This window comes from Ruegeria hyattellae (genome assembly GCF_041537925.1).
In the GTDB taxonomy this organism is placed as follows: domain Bacteria; phylum Pseudomonadota; class Alphaproteobacteria; order Rhodobacterales; family Rhodobacteraceae; genus Ruegeria_C.
This window is the reverse complement of sequence record NZ_JBGOSH010000004.1, coordinates 164934-186000: the sequence shown is the minus strand read 5'-3', so window position 1 is coordinate 186000 and position 21067 is coordinate 164934. Positions and strand designations below refer to the sequence as shown.

General features: G+C 60.7%; 17 protein-coding genes. 9 read left to right on the top strand and 8 right to left on the bottom strand.

What is annotated here, in order from left to right; translation table 11 throughout:
• Positions 1–5: 5 nt before the first annotated feature.
• From AB1E33_RS11680 to AB1E33_RS11670, 3 genes are all read left to right on the top strand, one after another.
• Positions 6–602 (top strand): YceI family protein, encoded by a 597-nt coding sequence (locus AB1E33_RS11680; protein ID WP_372577455.1) that lies wholly within the window; start codon positions 6–8, stop codon positions 600–602.
• An 81-nt stretch (positions 603–683) separates the two neighbouring features.
• Positions 684–1952, top strand: a complete 1269-nt coding sequence (locus AB1E33_RS11675) for an MFS transporter (protein WP_372577454.1) — start codon at positions 684–686, stop codon at positions 1950–1952.
• A 30-nt stretch (positions 1953–1982) separates the two neighbouring features.
• A complete protein-coding gene (locus AB1E33_RS11670; protein WP_372577453.1) occupies positions 1983–2354 on the top strand; it encodes a cupin domain-containing protein in 372 nt (123 codons plus the stop codon).
• 44 nt (positions 2355–2398) lie between these two features.
• Here AB1E33_RS11670 and AB1E33_RS11665 read toward each other — a convergent pair whose 3' ends face one another.
• Positions 2399–4075, bottom strand: coding sequence for a flotillin family protein (locus AB1E33_RS11665; RefSeq protein ID WP_372577452.1), 1677 nt, complete (start codon positions 4073–4075; stop codon positions 2399–2401).
• A gap of 33 nt (positions 4076–4108) precedes the next feature.
• The gene (locus AB1E33_RS11660; RefSeq protein ID WP_372577451.1) at positions 4109–4831 is read right to left on the bottom strand and encodes an OB-fold-containig protein; all 723 of its coding nucleotides are present in this window, start codon (positions 4829–4831) and stop codon (positions 4109–4111) included.
• Positions 4832–5087: 256 nt separating this feature from the next.
• On the opposite strand from AB1E33_RS11660, the gene metG reads away from it, so the two are divergent.
• Entirely contained in the window at positions 5088–6806 is a 1719-nt protein-coding gene (metG, locus tag AB1E33_RS11655; RefSeq protein ID WP_372577450.1) for a methionine--tRNA ligase, read from the top strand.
• Positions 6807–6870: 64 nt separating this feature from the next.
• Here metG and AB1E33_RS11650 read toward each other — a convergent pair whose 3' ends face one another.
• The 3 genes from AB1E33_RS11650 to AB1E33_RS11640 all read right to left on the bottom strand — a co-directional run bounded on the left by AB1E33_RS11650 (position 6871) and on the right by AB1E33_RS11640 (position 9985).
• On the bottom strand, positions 6871–8196 hold the full coding sequence (locus AB1E33_RS11650) for an aspartate aminotransferase family protein (protein WP_372577449.1): 1326 nt from the start codon (positions 8194–8196) through the stop codon (positions 6871–6873).
• On the bottom strand, positions 8193–8957 hold the full coding sequence (locus AB1E33_RS11645; protein WP_372577448.1) for a beta-keto acid cleavage family enzyme: 765 nt from the start codon (positions 8955–8957) through the stop codon (positions 8193–8195). Before AB1E33_RS11645 ends, AB1E33_RS11650 begins: the two co-directional genes overlap by 4 nt.
• A gap of 71 nt (positions 8958–9028) precedes the next feature.
• A complete protein-coding gene (locus tag AB1E33_RS11640) occupies positions 9029–9985 on the bottom strand; it encodes a GlxA family transcriptional regulator (protein WP_372577447.1) in 957 nt (318 codons plus the stop codon).
• Positions 9986–10200: 215 nt separating this feature from the next.
• Here AB1E33_RS11640 and AB1E33_RS11635 point away from each other — a divergent pair, with 215 nt between their 5' ends.
• Positions 10201–11379 (top strand): efflux RND transporter periplasmic adaptor subunit, encoded by a 1179-nt coding sequence (locus tag AB1E33_RS11635; RefSeq protein ID WP_372577446.1) that lies wholly within the window; start codon positions 10201–10203, stop codon positions 11377–11379.
• A 3-nt stretch (positions 11380–11382) separates the two neighbouring features.
• Complete coding sequence (locus tag AB1E33_RS11630) at positions 11383–14535, top strand: efflux RND transporter permease subunit (protein ID WP_372577445.1); 3153 nt, start codon at positions 11383–11385, stop codon at positions 14533–14535.
• A gap of 121 nt (positions 14536–14656) precedes the next feature.
• Here AB1E33_RS11630 and AB1E33_RS11625 read toward each other — a convergent pair whose 3' ends face one another.
• The 3 genes from AB1E33_RS11625 to AB1E33_RS11615 are packed head-to-tail and all read right to left on the bottom strand — an operon-like array spanning position 14657 to position 17079.
• Positions 14657–15571: a ribokinase gene (locus tag AB1E33_RS11625; protein ID WP_372577444.1), complete on the bottom strand. Its 915-nt coding sequence runs from the start codon at positions 15569–15571 to the stop codon at positions 14657–14659.
• Positions 15572–15574: 3 nt separating this feature from the next.
• Positions 15575–16021 (bottom strand): RbsD/FucU family protein, encoded by a 447-nt coding sequence (locus tag AB1E33_RS11620; protein WP_372577443.1) that lies wholly within the window; start codon positions 16019–16021, stop codon positions 15575–15577.
• A 23-nt stretch (positions 16022–16044) separates the two neighbouring features.
• Positions 16045–17079 carry an ABC transporter ATP-binding protein gene (locus AB1E33_RS11615; protein WP_372577442.1) on the bottom strand — a complete coding sequence of 345 codons (1035 nt, stop codon included), beginning with the start codon at positions 17077–17079 and terminating at the stop codon, positions 16045–16047.
• A 216-nt stretch (positions 17080–17295) separates the two neighbouring features.
• Here AB1E33_RS11615 and AB1E33_RS11610 point away from each other — a divergent pair, with 216 nt between their 5' ends.
• The 3 genes from AB1E33_RS11610 (at position 17296) to AB1E33_RS11600 (ending at position 21064) form a co-directional block, all read left to right on the top strand.
• On the top strand, positions 17296–18921 hold the full coding sequence (locus AB1E33_RS11610; RefSeq protein WP_372577441.1) for an extracellular solute-binding protein: 1626 nt from the start codon (positions 17296–17298) through the stop codon (positions 18919–18921).
• A 125-nt stretch (positions 18922–19046) separates the two neighbouring features.
• Positions 19047–20150: a carbohydrate ABC transporter permease gene (locus AB1E33_RS11605; RefSeq protein ID WP_372577440.1), complete on the top strand. Its 1104-nt coding sequence runs from the start codon at positions 19047–19049 to the stop codon at positions 20148–20150.
• Positions 20147–21064 (top strand): carbohydrate ABC transporter permease, encoded by a 918-nt coding sequence (locus AB1E33_RS11600; protein WP_372577439.1) that lies wholly within the window; start codon positions 20147–20149, stop codon positions 21062–21064. The genes AB1E33_RS11605 and AB1E33_RS11600 overlap by 4 nt, the downstream gene beginning before the upstream one ends.
• Positions 21065–21067: the final 3 nt, after the last annotated feature.

Genomic DNA, 21067 nt, shown 5'->3' with positions numbered 1-21067 from the left:
CCGACATGACACCGCTATCCCGCCGCGCCTTCGTGATCGCCAGCGTCGCAACGTTGGCCGCCCCTGCCCTGGGTGCCGCACCACAGCCCTATCTGATCGACAGGTCGGCCTCGCAAGTCGGGTTCATCTTTACACTCGCCGGAAACGCCCAGCGCGGCACCATGCCGGTGAGCGCAGCCGACATTCGGATCGATACCGACAATCTGGCGGCCAGCACCGTCGATGTGAGCGTCGACGCCGCGCGCGCGCGTACCGGTCTGTTCTTTGCCACCCAGGCCATGAAAAGTCCCGAAGTGCTGGATGCCGGCACCTACCCGACCATCCGCTTCGTTTCAAAACAGGTGGTGCTGGGCGGCGGAGGACGCCTGTCAGACGGCGCGCAATTGCACGGAGATCTCACCCTGCGCGGCGTGACGCGGCCCGTTTCCTTCGCAGCGTTCCTCTATCGCAAACCCGGCAGCGCGGAATCCGATCTGAGTGAGCTCAGCATCCAGCTGAGGGGGCAGATCAGCCGTTCGGCCTTTGGTGCCTCGGGCTATACGGATCTGGTGCCCGACCCGATCCTTCTGGACGTTCGGGCGGTGATACGGCGCAGTCGCTAATGTCGGGGAAATGCCAAAACCGACCTCACAACGTCGAGAATCCGCGCGCATCACCACAATGATCCGGCATGGTGGCGAATTATGCGCCTGATCATTTCGTTCACAGCCCTGTTTCTGTCGGTCATTCTGCTGCAGCTCTCGACCGGGGGCGTCGGACCACTGGATGCGATCTCGGGGCTGACGCTGGGTTTCACCACCGCTCAAATCGGCCTGCTGGGCTCGGCGCATTTCTTCGGGTTCTTCGTCGGCTGTTGGTGGGCCCCGCGACTAATGGGCAGCGTCGGCCATTCCCGCGCCTTTGCCGTCTGCACCGCGCTTGGGGCGATGGGACTTATCGGGCATACGCTGACGGACGACCCCCGGATCTGGGCGCTGCTGCGGATCGCCTCGGGCACCTGTGTGGCGGGCTGCTACACGGTGATCGAGGCCTGGCTGAACGCCAAAGTCACCAATGAGAACAGGGGCCGCGCGACAGGAACCTACCGGATCGCCGATCTGAGTGCATCGCTGGGCGCACAGTTGATCATCGCGGTGCTGCCGCCCGCCTCTTACGTGTCCTACAACTTGCTGGCTATTCTGTGCTGCGCGTCGATTCTGCCGCTGATGCTGACGCGGGCGAGCCAGCCGCAAACCCCGGACGCGCCGCGTCTGCGCCCAAAACTGGCCTGGCACTGTTCACCGCTGGCGGTCGCGGGTGTGATCGTGGCCGCGCTCAGTTCCGCCTCGTTCCGCATGGTCGGGCCCGTTTATGGGCAAGAGGTCGGGCTGGACATCAACCAGATCGCCTTTTTCCTGGCCGCTTTCGTTTTGGGCGGCGCGCTGGCGCAATACCCCATAGGTTGGCTGGCCGACAAATACGACCGCCGCTGGGTGCTGATCTGGCTGTCCGGCGTGGCGATCCTGAGTTGTGGCATCACCATGATCGCCAGCGGGATGGGCACGATCGGCATCATGGTGAGCGCGGGTTTCTTCGGCTTCACCACCTTTCCGATCTTCTCGATCTCGGCGGCCCATGCCAACGATTTCGCCACCTCCGAGCAACGGGTCGAGCTGGCGGCAGCGCTGATGTTCTTCTATGCGCTGGGGGCGATTGCCAGCCCCTATATCTCGTCGAACCTGATCGGTGCCTACGGCCCCGGCGCGCTGTTTGCCTTTGTGGCGATCGGGCATCTGTTGCTGATCGTCTTCGGCCTGTTGCGGATGCGCAGCCGGTCCGCGCCCCAGGAACGTACCCGCTATGTCTATGCGCCACGCACCTCGTTCACCATCGGGCGGCTGACCCGCAGGCAGCGCGACCAAGCATTACGCACCGAGGCAGAAGAGCAGAAAGATCCCGAACAGAGCGGTTAAACTTACCCGGCGACAGCAAGAGGCAAGCAGATGCGCATATACAAACCGGGCTGTGATGTTGGCGAACTAATACCCTGGCCCTTCGACAATCCAGCTAGCAATTACGTGATCCGGCGCGGCGCGCCCAAAACCTCGGGGCGGATTGATCAGGGCGGGCCAGGTCACAGCACCCGGGTCGGTATCTGGCACTGTACTGCGGGCGCGTTCGACTGCACCGAACAAGGTGACGAGTTGATGTCGATCCTGTCAGGACGCTGCCGGATCACCGATCTTGGCACAGGTGAGACAATGGAACTTGCCACGGGCGACAGCCTGTTCATCCGCGATGGCAGCCGGGTGACATGGGACGTGATCGAGGATGTGACGAAAGTGTTTTTTGGCCAGAAACCCGGCGGGTACTAAAAAGGGGCCGGAAACCCGGCCCCTTTCCTGTTTTGATCTTCGACTTAATGCTCGACGCGGTCGTCGTCGGTTTCCACCTCGGTCTCCGCTGCCTGCACCTCTTCGGGTGCAATCAGCGCGCCATTGGCAAGGCCACCGACACCGTTTTCCATCGACAGGCCCAACTCCTCGCCCAGTTTCTTGAGCGCGGGCATCTGCACCGCCATGCCCATGATGGAATCAAGCGCCTGGTTCACCACCGGCTTATCGCCATTGGCCGCCGTTCCCGGCGTCCCTGCCCCACCGATGCCGCTGACCTGATGGATCTTGATCGAGTCGATCTTTTCGGCAGGTTTGACCATCTGGGTGATGATCTCGGGCATGGTGTCGATCCGGGCCATATCGACCTTCATGCGGATCAGTTCCGGCGACAGCACATTCTCGGCTTCGACAATCGCGCGTTTGCCTTCGGCTTCGGCCAGCATGTCGTTCTTCTTGGCCTCGGCCCGAATATTGAGCGCGTCGGCCTCGGCCTGCGCCTCTTCGCGGCGGGCGGCGGCGTGATCGGCGGCGGCGTCCTTGGCGGCCTCGGCTGCCAGACGGATCGCGGTTGCCTGACGCTCGGCCTCACGGGTGGCTTCGATCAGCACGATCTGCTTTTGACGTTCGGCTTCGGCCACCTGACGAGCGGTTACAACCGCTTCGGTCGCCTTGGTCGCTTCGGCGCGGGCCAGATCGGCAGAGGCACGGGCGCGGCTTTCCTCTTCGGATTTCTGCGCGATGATGATCTGACGCTCCTGCTCGGCCACTTCCAACTCACGTTCCTTGGATATCTCGGCATCGCGGATCTTGCGCTCGCGTTCGATCTCGGCTGCGCGGATGGCTTCCTCACGGGCAATCCGCGCGCGTTCGGTTTCGCGCACCGAGTCCTCCGTCCGGGCGGCGATCTCCGCTTCCTGCGCAACCCGCAGTGTTTCGACCTTTTCAACCTGAGCAATGCGCGCCTGCTCTTCGTCCTGCTCGATCAGCAGTTTCTGGCGTTGCGCTTCCATGGCGGCGCGTCGCACTTCGACCTCGGCATCGGCATCAATCTGCGCGCGCTCTTTCTTCGAAGTGGCAATCACCTCGGCCAGCTTGCGCATACCAACGGCGTTGAACGCGTTGTTTTCATCCAGCGCCTCGAACGGCGTCTGGTCGAGCGCGGTCAGCGAGACCGATTCCAGCGACAGGCCGTTTTTCAACAGATCTTCAGAGACCGCATTCTGCACCTCTTGCACAAAGTCGGCGCGGTTTTCATGCAGCCCGTCCATGGTCATCTGCGCGGCCACGGCGCGCAGACCGTCGATCAGCTTGCCTTCGATCATCTCGCGCAGCAGTTCCACGTCGAATGTGCGGCTGCCCAGCGTTTGCGCGGCGCGTGCGATGCCTTCGTCGGTGGCCATGACCGAGACGTAGAATTCCACACCCACATCAACCCGCATCCGGTCTTGGGTAATCAGGGCCGCCTCGCCACTACGTTGCACCTCAAGGCGCAGGGTCTTCATGTTCACGGGGCTGACCTCATGCAGCAGCGGCACGACGATTGTACCGCCATCCATGATCACTTTTTTTCCTCCGGCACCGGTCTTGACCAGGCTCACCTCGCGGGTGGCGCGGCGGTACAACCGGCCTAGGACAAGGCCGATGAACAACAGGAACACCAGGACGGTGACCACGGATATCAAAAGGAATTGAAATTCCATAAATACGTCTCCTTTTTAGAGTTTTGAATTGAGTTATTCGGACATGCCGATCAGGACGAAATCACCGCTGCGCCTGTCGCGCAGCACCAGAACTTCGGTGCCTTGCGATAGGCTCTCGCCATCGCGCATCGGCTCGGCGCGCAGGTAATGCGCATTGCCGAAGCGGTCGGTGACGCGGACCTCGGCCGGGCGGCCTTTGCTGGCGGTGCCCTGCGTGATGACACCACGGCGGCGGGACAGGCGGCGAACGGATGTCGCCTCGGTCTCGGTGCGCGGCAGTAGCCGGGCAAAGACCGCGCCAAAGCCGCGCGCGAACCAGATGCCAAAGGCGGCAGCTGGGATCGCAGCCAGCCAGCCGGGCAAGTTGAGACCAATGAGATCGCGCAGGGCAAGTTGCAGACCCATGCCGCTGAGGCCGAAGCCCATCAGCAGAGTGGCAAGCCAGATCATCGTGGGCATCTTGCCCAATCCCAGCCAGCTTGCCGGGCCGACCGCTTCGGCAGCGGGTACCTCCAGTTCGGCCTCGGCCAGATCAACCGGGTCGAGATCAATATCGACATCCAGATCAGCGTCAATGTCGAGGTCGAACCCGTCAAGATCCGGCACCTCACCAACATCCAGATCAACCTCGCCCTCGCCCGCCATCAGGCTGCCGCCAACCATCAGGGCCACCAGTTCCAAAACCAGCAGGCCCAAAAGCAAGGCAAGCGCCAACGTAAAGGGCGCAAATGCGCCCTCGAGCAGGAAGTCAAACATCAATGGATGTCCCTCATTTTTTGTATGCGGTAGTATACATTCATATGGGGAGTTATTCCCGATTTTCAAGAACCCGTGAGGTCATTAGTCAACCGGAGGGTATGCAGAGGTCAAATCGCAGCGCAACGCGAATGCGCGTTGAAAGGCAAAGTAATGTCGCCACGTCACCGCAAAATGGCAAGGCGGCAACAGCTGCCCTTTTGCTGCCGCGCCACATGGGGTAGACGGGCGCGCAGACAGACACGCGGACGGGTACATGGCACGAATCCTCATCACCTCGGCGATCCCCTATATCAACGGGATCAAGCACCTCGGCAATCTGATCGGCTCGCAATTGCCCGCCGATCTTTATGCGCGCTACCTGCGTGGCCGGGGCAACGAGGTCATGTTCCTCTGCGCCACCGACGAACATGGCACCCCCGCCGAACTGGCTGCAGCCAAGGCCGGTCAGCCAGTGGCAGAATATTGCGCCCGGATGTATGGGGTTCAGTCGGAAATCGCCCAGCGGTTCGGCCTGAGTTTCGACCATTTCGGTCGCTCTTCCAGTCCGCAGAACCATCACCTGACCCAGCATTTCGCGGGCCGTCTGGCCGATGCCGGGCTGATCCGCGAAGTGACCGAGAAACAGGTCTATTCCAACGCCGATGGCCGGTTTCTGCCGGACCGCTATATCGAGGGCACCTGCCCCAATTGCGGCTATGAGCGCGCGCGCGGCGATCAATGCGAGAATTGCACCAAGCAGTTGGACCCGACCGATCTGATCGAACCGCGCAGCGCAATCAGCGGCTCGACCGATCTGGAGGTGCGCGAGACCAAGCATCTCTACCTGCGGCAATCCGCGATGAGCGAACAGTTGGACAAGTGGATCGACAGCAAGTCCGACTGGCCGGTGCTGACCACCTCCATCGCCAAGAAGTGGCTGCATGACGGCGACGGGCTGCAGGATCGGGGCATCACCCGTGATCTGGACTGGGGTATTCCGGTCAAGAAAGGTGATCAGGACTGGCCGGGAATGGAAGGCAAAGTCTTTTATGTCTGGTTCGACGCTCCCATCGAGTACATCGCCTGCGCTGCGGAATGGGCCGAGGCCAACGGCAAATCGGACGCAGAGTGGGAACGCTGGTGGCGCACCGACAAGGGCGCCGAGGACGTGCGCTATGTCCAGTTCATGGGCAAGGACAACGTGCCCTTCCACACGCTCAGCTTCCCGGCGACCATTCTGGGCTCGGGCGAGCCGTGGAAGATGGTCGATCACCTGAAATCCTTCAACTATCTGAACTATGATGGCGGCCAGTTCTCGACCTCGCAGGGCCGTGGTGTCTTCATGGATCAGGCGCTGGAGATCCTGCCGGCGGATTACTGGCGCTGGTGGCTGCTGAGCCATGCGCCAGAGAGCAGCGACAGCGAGTTCACCTGGGAGAACTTCCAGCAATCGGTGAACAAGGACCTGGCCGACGTTTTGGGCAATTTCGTCAGCCGGATCACCAAGTTCTGCCGCTCGAAGTTTGGCGAAGAGGTTCCCGCGGGCGGCGCTTATGGAGAACAGGAACAGGCGCTGATCGCCGACCTGACCACTCGCGTGCGGGCCTATGAGAGCCATATGGAAGCGATGGAAGTCCGCAAATCGGCGCAGGAACTGCGGGCGATCTGGGTCGCGGGCAACGAATACCTGCAAAGCGCCGCGCCATGGGCGGCCTTCAAGACCGACCCAGAAAAGGCCGCGGCACAAGTGCGTCTGGGCCTGAACCTGATCCGGCTTTATGCGGTGCTCAGCGCGCCGTTCATCCCCTTCGCCTCAGCGCGGATGCTTGAGGCCATGGGCGTCAGCGACACTGCATGGCCCGAAGATGTGGCCGCCAGCCTGTCGATGCTGGAGCCAGGTCACGGCTTTGCTGTGCCCGAGGTTCTCTTTGCAAAGGTCACCGACGAGCAGCGCGAGGATTGGGAGACCCGCTTCGCTGGGACGCGCGACTAACAACCAACGTCAAGATGGGCAAAGATGACAAGGCGTCTCGAAGCGCCTTGTCCCGGTGGCTGACCTACATGTCTAGAACCTGGTCGATCGCCGCAGACAGCCGGTCGGCGATCAGGCCCGCGTCGCTCTCGGCCATCACAAAGGGCGGTGCCAGCAAGACATGATCGCCTTGCCTGCCGTCGCGAGTGCCCGGCATCGGGTAGCAGATCAGCCCTTGCGCCATTGCCGCCGCCTTCAGCTTGCCTGCCGTGCCCAGCGCCGGATCGAACGGTGTCTTGTCGGCACGGTCCTGCACGAGTTCCACGCCGCGGAACAACCCGCGCCCCCTTATGTCGCCAACATGCGGGTTCTGGCCCAACCGGTCGCGCAGGGCGGCATCAAGCTGAGTGCCGCGCTCTTGCACCTGCGGCATCAGGTCCCGCTCCAGCATCTCGGAGAGCACTGCATGCCCGGCAGCTGTGGCGACCGGGTGGCCGATATAGGTGTGACCGTGCTGAAAAAAGCCCGACCCGTCTGCAATCGCCTGATAGATCTGCGCCGAGCACAACATCGCCCCGATGGGCTGGTAACCGGCCCCAAGGCCCTTGGCGATGGTCAGGATGTCGGGCCGCACGCCGTCACCATTGCAGGCAAAGAGATGCCCGGTCCGGCCCATGCCGCACATCACCTCATCAAGGATCAAAAGCACGCCATAAGCATCACATATCTCACGGATACGTGCGAAATACCCCTCGACCGCCGGCACCGCGCCCAGGGTTGCGCCCACGACCGGCTCGGCAATGAATGCCATGACAGTTTCGGGTCCGAGGCGCAGAATCTCCGCCTCAAGCTCATCCGCGACACGGCGTCCGTATTCGGCTGGTGTCTCAGCCTCGCGACGTTCGGCATATTCGTAACAGGGCGCAATATGGCTGACCCCGATCAGCAGTGGATCGAATTGCTGCCGCCGCCACGTGTTGCCGCCCGCTGCCAGTGCGCCCAACGTATTGCCATGGTAGCTCTGACGCCGCGCGATCAGATTGCACCGTTCGGGCTGCCCGATTTCAAGGTAGTATTGCCGGGCCAGCTTGATCGCGGATTCCACTGCCTCGGAACCGCCGGAAACGAAATAGACCCGTTCGATGCCTTCAGGCGCATGCGCGATCAGCAGATCGGCCAGTTGCTCCGCAGGCTCGGAGGTGAAGAAGCCGGTATGGGCAAAGGCCAGTTGATCCACCTGATCCTTTACCGCCTGCCGCACTCGCGCATTGGAGTGCCCCAGACAAGAGACCGCCGCGCCGCCCGAGGCATCGAAATATCGCTTGCCCTGCGCGTCGATCAGGTAGCAACCCTCGCCCGCCACAGCGGTGGGCAGTTGCGCGCGGCAATGGCGCGGGAAGACATGGCTCATGAGAGTACCCTTTCCAACTCGGCCTTCAATGCAGCGACCGCAGCTGCATTGTCAGGCCATTCCGATCCGTCCGGCGCGTGCAGGTTGTTTTCGAACCCGACCCGCAGATATGCGGCCCCTGCCTGCGCGGCAGCGATCAGGCAGTTCTGTTCCTGCGGCCCAAAGGCGCAGAGGCTGAAACGCAAACCCGTCATTTCCGGCAGGAGCGCGGCAAGCTCATCAGGATGGCCGTGTCGCGCCGGACTGTAGGCGCCCAGCACGCAGATCACCTCATCCTGTTCGGGCCGCACGATTCCTGCATCGCGCCAGGATCGCAGCAAGGCCAGATCCTGCGCATCATAGACGATATGCTGAACTCGCGTGCTCTGTTCGGCACAGAGCGTGTAGAGCGGTTCCGCGATCTCGGAGTTGCGGTTGATTTCGCGTACCGAGACGCTGGCCCAGCTCGGCGCAAGATCTTGTAGGCAAGCAAATTGCTCCGGTGGGTCGTACCGCCCGGCGGCTTCGGTAGTTACCTGCAACTCCAGCCCCTCCACCTCCTGCAGCGCGACCAGAGTCTCGCGATACAGACCGGCATCCAGCGAATGTCGACCAGCCGCGTCGCGCACATGCAGATGCAACGCATCCGCCCCGGCCGCGCGGCAAGTCCGGGCGGCATGCGCGATCTCATCCGGCGTAAGGGGCAAGATGGGGTGATCAGATTTTCCGCGACGCGCCCCGTTGGGGGCCACCATGATGCGAGGTCGGGTCATATTCAGCATTCTCCGTTTCCCAGCACTTATGTCATGACGTAGGGTCACGCCTGCGCGAAACCGACATCAAAGACCCGGCACTACGACATTGCCCGCTTTCGATCATCCGATGGAAGAACGCCGAACAACCGTTTGTATACACGAGAGAATGTCACCGGCTTATAACCGTAGTCCAGCGCGATCTCGGTCAGGTCGCGACGACCCGACAGCACATCCAGCCGCGCATCCTCAAGCCGCAACTGCGCATAAACGCGGCCAGGTGACTGGTCGAATTCCTGAACAAAAAGCCGCTCCAACTGGCGTTGGGAGATCCCCAGATCACCTGCGATCCGGGCAATGGACAGCGGCGCAAACAGGTTGGCCCGCATTTGACGCAGCGTGGCAAAGACCAGGTGATTGGCGGTCTCGAACTGCATCTCGGAACTGCGCCGTTGCGGCGCGCGCCCGTCCCGCACCGCGTCGATGACCAGCCGCGCGGCAATCTCGTCAGCGGTCTCCGACCCAAACTCAGAGCGCACCAGATGCAGCATCAGATCGCTGGCCGCACTGCCCCCCGCGCAGGTCGCGACCTGACTGTCATAGGTGAACAGCGCGGTGGTCACCTCGATGTCGGGAAATGCCTGCCGCAGATAGGCAAAATCCTCCCAATGGGCGCTGACGGATCGGCCCGTCAGCAATCCTGCCTGCGCCAGCCGCACCACGCCCGAGGAGATGCCCCAGATAGGATGCCCGCGCCGGGCCCAGTCGCGTAGCCTTGCTACCAATGCAGGTGCGGCCACCTTGCTGGCCTCGGCTCCGGCAACGACAATCAGGGTCGCACGTGGCGGTACCTCGGACAGGTCGAGATCGGGGATCAACGCAAAACCGTTCGAGGCCCTGACCGGAGCACCGGTCAGGGCAAGCGCCTTGTATCTCAGCCCTGCCTCAGGCCGGACCCGATGCAGCAGGCGCAGGACTTCGACCGCCGACGAGAATGCCTGCATCGTGAAGCCCGCATCCAGAACGAATACGAAAAGCCGGTCTGATGAAGCGACCATCTCTGCCTTCCCAACCATAACCACCTCAGGGTAACCGCGCGTCGACAAGACAAGAAAGTCAAAAAACGCAATGACGCCAATATCTAGCCTGAGAACCTGACGCTTGAGATATTCCCGGAATGCGGCCATCCTGCGTGGAATGCCAGTGACTCGGGATGCCGCATCCGACATCGCACCGCTGGCTCTAATTTTAAAACTTGAACGAGGCTCTTCGCATGCCGCCGCTTTCCTCCTGCCTGTCCTTTCCTGCCCGGTCGCCGCTTGCGCTGCGGCCCTTCGTGACCGGGATCGCCCTAGCGGGCGCCCTTTGGACTGCGCCTGCCCTCGCGCAGGAAGCCGAGCCGGCCCCGCCGAAAGTGTCCATCGCTGCGGCCTATTCGCAGGAAATCACCGATGAGGCCGTGTTCATCGGCCGCGGCGAGGCGATCGATCAGGTCGATATCATCGCGCGCGTCAGCGGCTTTCTCGAAGCGCAAAAAGTCGCAGATGGCGCAAATGTCGAAAAGGGAGATCTGCTTTTCGAGATCGAACCAGACCTCTATGAGGCGACGCTCGCGGCGCGCAATGCCGATCTGGACAAGGCCGAGGCCAATCTGGAACTGGCCAAGCTGGAATTGGCGCGGAAGGAAGAATTGCTGCGGCGTGACGCGGTGCCCGTTTCGGAACGCGACATAGCGCGCGCAAATGAACTTGAGGCCCAAGCGCAGATCAAATCCGCCAAAGCCGCGATCCAACAGGCCGAGCTTGATCTGAGCTATACCCAGATATCCGCCCCCTTTCCCGGGCGTTTGGGCCGGGTCACCACAAGCGTCGGCGATATTGTCGGTCCCACAAAGCCGCCCCTCGTTTCGCTGGTGCGCGAAGCACCGATCTATGTGAGCTTTGCCATCAACGAGAAACTGCTGCTCAACGTGCTGCAGCAATCCGGCGAAACCACCGCGACGTTGGCCAGTTCGGACCAGAAACCGGATGTTTTTGTGGAATTGCCCAACGGGTCCAAGCTGGATGAAACCGGGCATATCATCTTTGTCGACAATCAGATCGACCCGCTGACCGGGGCCATCACCATCCGGGCCGAGTTCGAGAACACCTCACGCTTGCTGGTGGACGGAGCCTTCGTGCATGTCAGCATCCAGGCGCTGGAGCCGACCTTGCAGGTGCTGATCCCGCAGGCCGCGCTGCAACGTGACCAGCGCGGCGAGTTCGTGCTGGTGGTCAATAACAAGCAGATGGTCGAGCAGCGCTATATCCAGACCGGGGATGTGGTCGATACCGCCATTATCGTGACCGAAGGGCTTGTCGAAGGCGAAAGCGTGATCGTCGAAGGGCTGCAACGGGTCCGACCCGGCGTGGCGGTTGACGCCGTCGTCGCCTCTGACGCGCCGGGGGAATAACGCATGTTCTCAGCCCTGTTCATCAGCCGGCCGAAGCTGGCGCTAGTCATTTCGCTGGTGCTGACGATCCTGGGAGGCATCGGCTATATGGTGCTGCCGGTCGCCCAGTTCCCCGACATCACCCCGCCCGTGGTCAGCGTAACTGCCGATTACACTGGCGCAAACGCGGAAACCGTTGAAAACACCGTCGCCGCCCCGATCGAGGCGCAGGTGAACGGCGTGGATGACATGATCTACATGACGTCCACCTCGGCCGACAATGGCAATTATTCGTTGAACGTGACCTTTGAGGTGGGCACCGACCCCGATATCGCCTCGGTCAACGTGCAGAACCGGGTGGCGCAGGCCATGGCCTCGTTGCCGTCCGAGGTGACATCCTCGGGCGTTGTGACGCAAAAAGCCTCGACCAACATGTTGCTGCTGATCACGCTGACCTCGCCGGAAGGTACCTATGACAGCGTGTTCCTGTCGAACTATGCCTCGATCAACATCAAGGACGCGCTGGCGCGGATTCAAGGCGTTGGCAAGGCCGATGTTCTGACCAATTTCGAATATGCCATGCGGATGTGGATGGACCCGGACAAGATGGCAGGCCTGTCGATCACGCCCGGCGATCTCATTGCCGCCATCCGCGAACAGAATATCGAAGTGTCGGCGGGGTCCATCGGCGCGCCGCCCGCGCCTGAAGGCCAGACCTTTCAATACACGATCACGACCAAGGGCCGCCTGACGTCGGCAGAAGAGTTCGGCAATATCGTCGTGCGCACCGGTGACGCCGGTGCCATCGTGCGGGTGCGCGACATCGCCCGCGTCGAACTGGGTGCTCAGTTCTATACGGCTTCGGGCTTTTATGGCGATGTTCCAGCAACGGTTCTGGCCATCTATCAGGCCCCCGGCGCGAACGCCTTGAGCGTCGCCGAGCGGGTCGAGGCAGAGATGGACCGGCTGTCACGCGCCTTCCCCGATGACGTCGAATATGTCGTGCCCTTCGATTCGACCAAGTTCGTTGAACAATCGCTCAGTGACGTGGTCACGACGCTGATGCTGACCTTCGTTCTGGTGATCTCGGTCGTGTTCGTCTTCCTCGGCAGCTGGCGCGCGACGATCATCCCGGCGGTGGCGATCCCGGTCTCGCTGATCGGCACCTTCGCCTTTCTGTTGGTTTTCGGCATGTCGCTCAACACCATCTCGCTCTTCGCGCTGGTGCTGGCCATCGGCATTGTGGTGGATGACGCCATCGTGGTGGTGGAAAACGTCGAGCGGATCATCGCCGACGAAGGGCTGAGCCCGCCCGAGGCCACCCGCAAGGCAATGGGCCAGATCACCGGCCCGGTGATTGCGACCACTCTGGTGCTACTGGCGGTCTTCGTGCCGGTCACCTTCATGCCCGGCATCACCGGACGGCTCTATTCGCAGTTTGCGGTCACGATCTCGACCGCCGTCGTGATCTCGTCGATCAACGCGCTGACCCTGTCGCCGGCCTTGTGCGGGCTGGTCCTGCGGCCCCGGTCGGGCCCACCCAAGGGCTTGCTGGGGATGTTCGAGAACGTCATCGGCAGCGTGCGGACCGGATATGTCGGAATCGTCACCCGGATGCTGCGCATCCCGCTGATCGCGTTGGTCATTATCATCGCCATCGGTGCCGGGGCTGGAACGATCTTCACAAAAACCTCGAAAGGGTTCCTCCCGCTCGAAGACAACGGCTATCTCTTTGTCGATGTGCAATTGCCGGATGCCGCGACGCTCTACCGGACCGAAGAGATAACGGCGCGGTTCAACGAAAAGTTGCAGGCCATTCCCGGTGTTGCCAGCACGGTTCTCGTCAATGGCTACTCGCTGCTGAACGGGCTGTCGCCCAATGGTGCGATGATCGTCGTGAACCTGACCGGCTGGGATGAACGGCAAACCGACGAACTCAGCGCCGATGGTATCCTCAACCAGGTGCTGGGGCTGGCCTACCAAGAATCGGCGGCCTCGATCGTGGCGTTCAACCCACCGCCCATTCAGGGCCTGGGTATGTCTGCGGGCGTCGAAATGGAGGTGCAGCAGACCGGTGGCGGCTCGCCGCAGGATCTGGCCTCGGCCGTCGGCTCGTTTGTCTATGCCGCCAACCAGAGTCCGGACATCGCGCAATCCTACACCACGTTCCGCGCCAACGTGCCGCAGCTCTTCGTCGATCTGGACCGCGAAAAGGCCAAGACGCTGGAAGTGCCGATCTCCGAAGTCTTCCAGACCATGCAGGCCTATCTTGGGTCCTATTACGTGAATGACTTCAACCTGTTCGGGCGGGTTTATCGCGTGATGATCCAGGCCGAGGGCGAGTATCGCGACAAGGTCGAGGATATCGGTAACCTCTATGTCCGCTCGAATGCGGGCGAGATGGTGCCGCTGGGCACGCTGATCGATATCGAGAACGTGCTGGGCCCGGTCCTGCTGAAGCGGCACAATCTGTTCCGGTCTGCCACGGTGACAGCGGTGCCCGCAGCGGGCCTGTCCAGCGGCGACGCGATTGAGGTGATGACTGAGACTTCCACGACCGCCCTGCCCCCCGGCTATGCCTTTGAATGGACAGGCACCGCTCAGCAGCAGCTCGCCTCTGGCGGGCTGGTGCAAGTGATCATGATTTTGGCAGTCATGTTCGCCTACCTGTTCCTTGTCGGTCAGTATGAAAGCTGGTCGATGCCGGTCTCGATCCTGCTATCTGTGATCGTGGCGCTGTTCGGAGCGGTGGCGGCGGTTGCCGTCGTGGGCAGCGATATCAACCTCTATACTCAGATCGGAATCATCATGCTGGTGGGGCTTGCCTCGAAGAACGGCATTTTGATCGTCGAATTTGCAATGGAGCAGCGCGCTATGGGTCTCAGCATCCGTGAGGCCGCCGCCGAAGCCGCGCGGCAACGGTTCCGCGCCGTGATGATGACAGCGCTTTCCTTCCTGCTGGGTGTGGTGCCGCTGCTGACCGCAAATGGCGCAGGCGCGGCCAGCCAGAAGGCAATCGGCATCGCGGTCTTTGGTGGCATGCTGGCGGCAACGGTGCTGGGCGTGATCCTGGTGCCGGTGCTTTACGCCGTGATGCAGGGCCTGCGCGAATGGATCAAAGGGACCAAGGGTCAAGACCCCGATCCACCCGAAGATGCCGAAGCCACCGCCGGATAAAACAGCGCCCCGCCAATGGCGGGGCGTTCACGTTCCGGGTTCGGCCCTTTGCGGCGAAAGCAATTCTGGCTGCGTTTGCCGCTGCTTTCGCTCGCAGGTGGCTCAGCGCATCAGACCCGTTTCAGCCAAGGGACCGGATCAGGTTTTCGACGGATTCCCGCGAAGGCATGGAGGGGGCCGTTCCAGCTTTGGTGACCGACAAGCCGGCGGTCGCGCACCCGTATCTCGCGGCCTCTTGTGGCGTATTTCCGTCCGACAGTGCCGCAGCAAATCCGCCGTTGAAGGCATCGCCCGCGCCGGTCGTTTCAACAACCGGCCCCGCGTTCACTGATGGGATGAGCCCGTGACCATCCAGATACGCCCCCTGCTCTCCGAGCGTGATGATCGGTGTTTTTACACCAAGCGAACGCAACGCATCGCATGCTTTGGCGGCATCCGCTTCAGTTTCGACCGCTAGGCCAGTCAGAGCCTCACATTCAGTTTCGTTCGGAGTGACGAAATCACAAAGGCCAAGTAGACCCTCGGGCAGCGACGCGGCAGGTGCCGGGTTCAGAATTGTCGTGATACCGGCATTGTGAGCGATCTCCAGCGCCCGGACTGCAGCACTCATTGGTTGTTCCAACTGGGTCACGAACACGTCTGCGCTGGCAATCAGGTCCGATTGCGCTTCGACCGTTTCTACATCAATCAGAGCAGCTGCGCCTGGTGCGATGATAATGGCATTATCGCCGGTTTTTTCTTCTACGAAGATATGCGCGGCGCCGGTGTAGCTGTCAGCAACCTGATCTGCATGGGGGGTTACCCCCGCTTCAGCCCATGTATCAAGGGCGAGCTTCGCAAAATCGTCCTGTCCCAACTTGGTGATGAAATGCGTGTCCGCCCCCATGCGTGCGCAGGCAACTGCCTGGTTCGAGCCCTTACCGCCGGGCCCCAGAGCAAAGGAGTTGCCCATGATGGTTTCGCCCATCTTCGGCATGCGGTCGGCCCGGTAGGCAGTGTCAGCGACGAAGACCCCCAGAATGACAACCTTGCCCATGCCTCACTCCGCGTCCGGTGGAACGACGCCTTTGCGGAATGCAAAGCAACCGTAGAACCTGCGTTCACCGGTCTGTATGACGGCATAGGCCTGCTTTGCACGCTCATAAAAGGCGTAGCGCTCGATGCCAATCATTGTTGGCCCCCCGACGGCGCTGACCTGCGCCTGCATCTCTTCCATCACTGGCAAGATCGTGTCGGGTTCATCAACCACCTCCATCCGTGCGGCCGCATCGTCAACGAAGGTGTCGAGCGGATAGACGGAAAGGACCGCTTTTGCGACCTCTGCGGCGGGGCGATCAACACGCAACACTTCGCCCAGCGTGGTCTCGCGCGCGACACTGTCCGAGGGAAAATTGGTATCGGCGATGATCAGGTCATCACCATGCCCCATGGCGCGCAGCGCATAGAGCACGTCGGCATTCAGAATCGGATCAATACCTTTGAGCATTTTGGCCTCTCAACAATTGGGTTTCACAATCTCGCACCGGTGTCGGCGTCAAACACATGCAGGTGATCCGGATCGGGTTTCAGATGAATGGTCTGGCCCGGTTCGAATTCATGACGCTCCCGGAAAATGGCGGTGATGTCCTGGTCTTCAAAGCGCGCAAAAACCATCGTTTCCGCGCCGGTTGGCTCGACAACCTTGACCTGCATGGGCAAGCCATCATCCGCCAGGATCAGATGTTCGGGTCTTACCCCTAGCTTGACCTGCCCTTCCCCGGTCGGCCCGCGGAACTGAAACCCGCCGACGGTCACCTTGTCGCCAGACAAGTCTCCGGACAGCAGGTTCATCGATGGCGCACCTATGAAAGTGGCGACAAACTCGTTGCTCGGATTGTCATACAGGTCCAGCGGGGTGCCGATCTGTTCGATGACGCCGCTTTGCATCACGACAATCCTGTCCGCCAGTGTCATCGCCTCGATCTGATCGTGGGTGACAAAGACAGTTGTCGTTTTCAGGCGCTGGTGCAGTTCCTTGATTTCGGTCCGCATCTGGATGCGCAATTTGGCGTCCAGATTTGACAGTGGCTCGTCAAAAAGAAAAACTTGCGGATCGCGCACGATGGCGCGCCCCATGGCGACCCGTTGCCTTTGGCCGCCGGACAGATGGCGCGGCTTGCGGTCGAGATACTCGGTCAGGCTCAAGATCTCTGCCGCTTCCTTGACACGACGGTCGATCTCGGCCCTGTCGGCCTTGGCCACCTTCAGCGCAAAGCCCATATTCTCGGCCACGGATTTGTGCGGGTACAGCGCATAGGTCTGAAACACCATCGCGATGTCGCGCTCAGATGGTGGCAGGTTGTTCACGACCCGGTCACCGATTGCAATCGTGCCACTATCGATCGGCTCCAGCCCGGCGATCATGCGCAAGAGTGTGGACTTGCCGCAACCAGACGGGCCGACCAGGGCCACGAATTCCCCATCCGCAATTTCGACATTCAACCCGTGAATGACTTCGACCGCGCCGTAGGATTTGCGCACCTCAAGAATTTTGACGTCTGCCATACCTGCCTGCATCTCCTTCAGAAACCGGAGGTTAGACAAAGGACATTGAGCTGTCCACGCCGGGCGGCGGGTTTTGTTGACTCAACGTCATTCTGGATCATACTGGCGCGATGTGGGGGGCTACTGTCAGCGCAGCTTGTTCTTTTATTAGTATATTTTTCTGCGACTGCATCCCTGCGGATAAGAATAACCACACGTTTTTCTGGGAGGATTGTCGTGAAAGTTGAACTCTACAACTACATTAAGGCCGCGCAAAAAATGAACCGGCGCCAGATGCTCAAAGGCTCCGCAGCGCTTGGCGCAGTGGCGATGATGCCAAAGCAAGCCATAGCGGATGACAGCGGCAATATCCGCGCCGAGATTCTGAAAATCCCGGGCGTTGGCGCTGGCTCTCCAACCGATAGCGATTGGCAGAAAGTCGGTGAGATGTGTCTGGGCGCGACGAAATCCAATGTCGCCGAGGGTGAGTTTGACGGTGTCGAACTGACCTTCATGGGGCTCAACAACCAGAACCTGCACAACTTCCTGTTCCGCGGATTTCTGAAACCGTGGGAAGCCTATACCGGAGCCAAGATCAACTGGATCGATCTTGCGCAGGCCGACTACAATGCCCGGCTGCAGCAATCCATCGCAACCGGGACCGTGGATTTCGACATCATCGAAATGGGGGCCCCGTTCGAGGGCGATGTCCTGGGCAAAGGCCTTGCCTCCGAGATGCCCGATTGGGTGAAAGAGCAGATCGACATGGACGATTATGTCGACTACCTCAAGGCGCCGGTTGGCACCTGGGACGGCAAAACCTATCGCGTGTCGATTGACGGCGACTGCCACACATTCGCGTATCGCAAGGATTACTTCGGCCCCGATTCAATCACCGGACGTGAGGTGCCGAAAACCTGGAAAGATGTGAACGATATCACCAAGGAGTTGATCGGCAAAACCGATCCACTGACCGGTCTGCCTGCGCACGGGTATCTCGACCCACTTAAGGGCTGGGGCGGGTTTGGCTTCTATTTCCTGGAAAACCGGGCTGCCGCCTATGCAAAGCACCCCGACAGCCCTGCATGGTTGTTCGATCCCGACACAATGACGCCGATGGTCAACAATCCGGCCTGGGTGCAGGCCATTCAGGACGTGATGGACCTGATCGAGGCAGGTGCCTATCCGACCGACCAGATCAACGCCGACCCCGGCACCACCGCGTTCCAGCAGTTCCTGGCCGGAACCGGCTCGATGCTGATGTGGTGGGGCGATGTGGGGTCCAGCGCGCGGACCTCGGACACGTCTGTGGTTGGCGACGTGGTCGGCTTTGGCATCAACCCTGGTGCCGACAAGGTCTACAACGCCAAGACGGGCGCGTGGGAAGAGACCTATAACGAGGCACCCAACATGGCCTATATCGGCTGGGGCGTCTACGTCATGGCGACGGTTGAAGGCGACGAGAAGAAGAAGAAAGCCGCCTGGTCCGCCGCGGCCCATCTGGGCGGCAAGGACTTGTCGCTCTGGGCCTCGGCCTATCCGTCGGGTTTCCAGCCTTACCGCAACTCCCATTTCCGGTTCGAGGAATGGGAAGAGGCGGGTTATGACCGCGACTACGTCGAGGACTATCTGGGATCGAACGCGGACAGCTACAATCACAAGAATGCAGCGATCGAACCGCGCATCCCCGGGATCTTCCAATATTATTCGGTGGCCGAAGACGAGTTGGCCAAAGGATATGCCGGGCAGTATGGCTCGGCCCAGGAAACTGCGGATGCAATTGCCGCTGCGTGGGAGAAGATCACCGATCAGATTGGCCGCGACAACCAGATCGCCGTCTACAAGGCCTCACTGGGCCTCTAGTTCTGGACTAAAAAACTCGGAGCGGGCCGCACGAATTGCCGCCTGCTCTTCCATCAACTCACTCGTCCGGGGCCCCATTTGTCATCCTTCGTTGCGTATCAAGACCATGTCGCTAGAGTTTTCGCATGACTTCAGATGGCGACCTTCTCCATACCGTTACGGCAGAAAACATCTCGGACAGCCGAAGGCGATTGGGCAAGCTTCTGGTCTGGGGCACCGCCGCACTGTTCCTGGCACTGGCCCTCTTGCAAGCCTTGCACGAAGCCGGGCGCGTTTCCGCAGGCTTTGAGACCTGGCGTCCGGTTCTCTATGCCTACATGCTCTGGGCCACTTCGCTGTGTGTGGCTCAAGTGGTTGTCAACGGCGAGAAGGGCAAACGCACATTGTTTGTCCTGCCGGCTGCGCTGTTTGTGATCAGCCTTGTCGTCTTCCCGCTGCTTTTCGCGCTTTATATCTCGTTCACGGATTGGAATCTGGCCTCGCCTGCCGGTCCTCAGCCAAACGGCTGGGACAACATGGTTCAGATGTGGAATGACGGGTTCTACTGGAACGCGCTCAAGAACATGGTCTATTACGTGCTGGCGGTCAGCGTGGAATATGTCATCGCCTTTGGTCTTGCGTTGCTGCTGAACGCCCAGATCCGGGCGCGAAAGTTCTTTCGCGTCGTATTCCTTCTACCCCTGATGCTCAGCCCGGTGGCCGTGTCCTGGATGATCGGCAAGTCCATGCTGGAGGTGCGGTTCGGCCCGATCTCGCGGATCATCCGCGAGCTGGGCGGAGAACCCAGCTTTTTCAGCAACCCCGAGATTGCCCGTTTCATGATCATGGCAATGGATGCCTGGACCTTTATCCCCTTCATGATGATCATGCTGCTCGCCGGCCTTCAGGCATTGCCCAAAGAGGTCATCGAAGCGTCGAAGGTTGATGGCGCGACAGGATGGCAGAGCTTCAAGGAGGTCATCTTTCCCCTGATGTTGCCGGTCTCGGTGACAGCAATTGTCATACGTGTCATCTTCAAACTGAAGCTGGCCGACGTCATCATCAATGTCACCTCCGGTGGCCCGGGCGGCGCCACGGACAGCGTGACAAGCTTCATCTTCCGCGAATACCGCGACCGCTCAAACGTGGGATACGGCACGCTGCTGGCGATAATCTATCTGGTGTTGATCGTGATTTTCGTCACAGCACTTCTGAAGCTTGTCAGCAGATGGATGGAGCGGCCGGCATGAGCGACGCGATTTTCAAGGATCACGATGCAGATCGGCGCGCAAATGCCAAATGGTGGGCCAGCCGTGTTGCGATCTATGGTGCCTTGTTGGTGTGGACCGTGGTCTGCCTGTTTCCGATTTACTGGACGATCACAACGTCGTTCAAGTTGGCGCCTGATGTGATGAAGGGCAATATCGTCCCCTGGTGGGATTTCACACCAAGGTGGAAGGGCTGGGAATCCATCGGCATCTCACCGCGGTTGATCGGCGAGGTTTCCACCGTGCGCGAAGAGTTTCTGAAACGCTTCTGGAACAGCGCGGTCGTCGCGATTTCGGCCTCGACACTGGCCGTGGTGCTGGGCTCGCTCGCAGCTTACGGGCTGTCACGGTTCAACTATCGGTTCGGCTTCATGAGAAATTCGGATATCTCGTTCTTCTTTCTCAGCCAGATGATCCTGCCGCCGGTTGTCCTCGCCCTGCCCTTTCTGGTGCTCTACAAATCACTTGCTCTGCTCGACAGCAGGATCGGGCTTATCCTGCTCTACACTCTGATGGTTCTACCGATCGTCATCTGGATCATGCGGGACCAATTCCAAGGAATTCCGGTTGAGTTGGAAGAGGCCGCGCTGGTCGACGGGCTGGGGATCTGGGGAGCGTTCATGCAGATCGTCCTGCCCATCGCGCTGCCCGGCATGGTCGCGGCCTTTATCCTGTCGCTGGTCTTGTGCTGGAACGAGTATTTCTTTGCCGCGCTTCTGACAGCAACCAATGCGACAACCTTGCCCGTGATGGTCGCGTCCCAAACCGGGTCGCAAGGGATCAACTGGTGGTCGATGGCCGCCCTGTCATCGGCGGCGATCCTGCCACTGATCATCGTGGCGATCTTCCTTGAAAAATACATCGTCAAGGGCATGGCCGCAGGTGCCGTAAAGTAGATT

What these genes read in the sequence shown, in the direction of transcription:
- AB1E33_RS11680 (WP_372577455.1), top strand. Translation starts at nt 6, where the DNA reads ATGACACCGCTATCCCGCCGCGCCTTCGTGATCGCCAGCGTCGCAACG.
- AB1E33_RS11605 (WP_372577440.1), top strand. Translation starts at nt 19,047, where the DNA reads ATGACTTCAGATGGCGACCTTCTCCATACCGTTACGGCAGAAAACATC.
- AB1E33_RS11645 (WP_372577448.1), bottom strand. Translation starts at nt 8,957, where the DNA reads ATGCTGAATATGACCCGACCTCGCATCATGGTGGCCCCCAACGGGGCG.
- AB1E33_RS11615 (WP_372577442.1), bottom strand. Translation starts at nt 17,079, where the DNA reads ATGGCAGACGTCAAAATTCTTGAGGTGCGCAAATCCTACGGCGCGGTC.
- AB1E33_RS11625 (WP_372577444.1), bottom strand. Translation starts at nt 15,571, where the DNA reads ATGGGCAAGGTTGTCATTCTGGGGGTCTTCGTCGCTGACACTGCCTAC.
- AB1E33_RS11635 (WP_372577446.1), top strand. Translation starts at nt 10,201, where the DNA reads ATGCCGCCGCTTTCCTCCTGCCTGTCCTTTCCTGCCCGGTCGCCGCTT.
- AB1E33_RS11660 (WP_372577451.1), bottom strand. Translation starts at nt 4,831, where the DNA reads ATGTTTGACTTCCTGCTCGAGGGCGCATTTGCGCCCTTTACGTTGGCG.
- AB1E33_RS11675 (WP_372577454.1), top strand. Translation starts at nt 684, where the DNA reads ATGCGCCTGATCATTTCGTTCACAGCCCTGTTTCTGTCGGTCATTCTG.
- AB1E33_RS11600 (WP_372577439.1), top strand. Translation starts at nt 20,147, where the DNA reads ATGAGCGACGCGATTTTCAAGGATCACGATGCAGATCGGCGCGCAAAT.
- AB1E33_RS11630 (WP_372577445.1), top strand. Translation starts at nt 11,383, where the DNA reads ATGTTCTCAGCCCTGTTCATCAGCCGGCCGAAGCTGGCGCTAGTCATT.
- AB1E33_RS11650 (WP_372577449.1), bottom strand. Translation starts at nt 8,196, where the DNA reads ATGAGCCATGTCTTCCCGCGCCATTGCCGCGCGCAACTGCCCACCGCT.
- AB1E33_RS11640 (WP_372577447.1), bottom strand. Translation starts at nt 9,985, where the DNA reads ATGGTCGCTTCATCAGACCGGCTTTTCGTATTCGTTCTGGATGCGGGC.
- AB1E33_RS11620 (WP_372577443.1), bottom strand. Translation starts at nt 16,021, where the DNA reads ATGCTCAAAGGTATTGATCCGATTCTGAATGCCGACGTGCTCTATGCG.
- metG (WP_372577450.1), top strand. Translation starts at nt 5,088, where the DNA reads ATGGCACGAATCCTCATCACCTCGGCGATCCCCTATATCAACGGGATC.
- AB1E33_RS11665 (WP_372577452.1), bottom strand. Translation starts at nt 4,075, where the DNA reads ATGGAATTTCAATTCCTTTTGATATCCGTGGTCACCGTCCTGGTGTTC.
- AB1E33_RS11670 (WP_372577453.1), top strand. Translation starts at nt 1,983, where the DNA reads ATGCGCATATACAAACCGGGCTGTGATGTTGGCGAACTAATACCCTGG.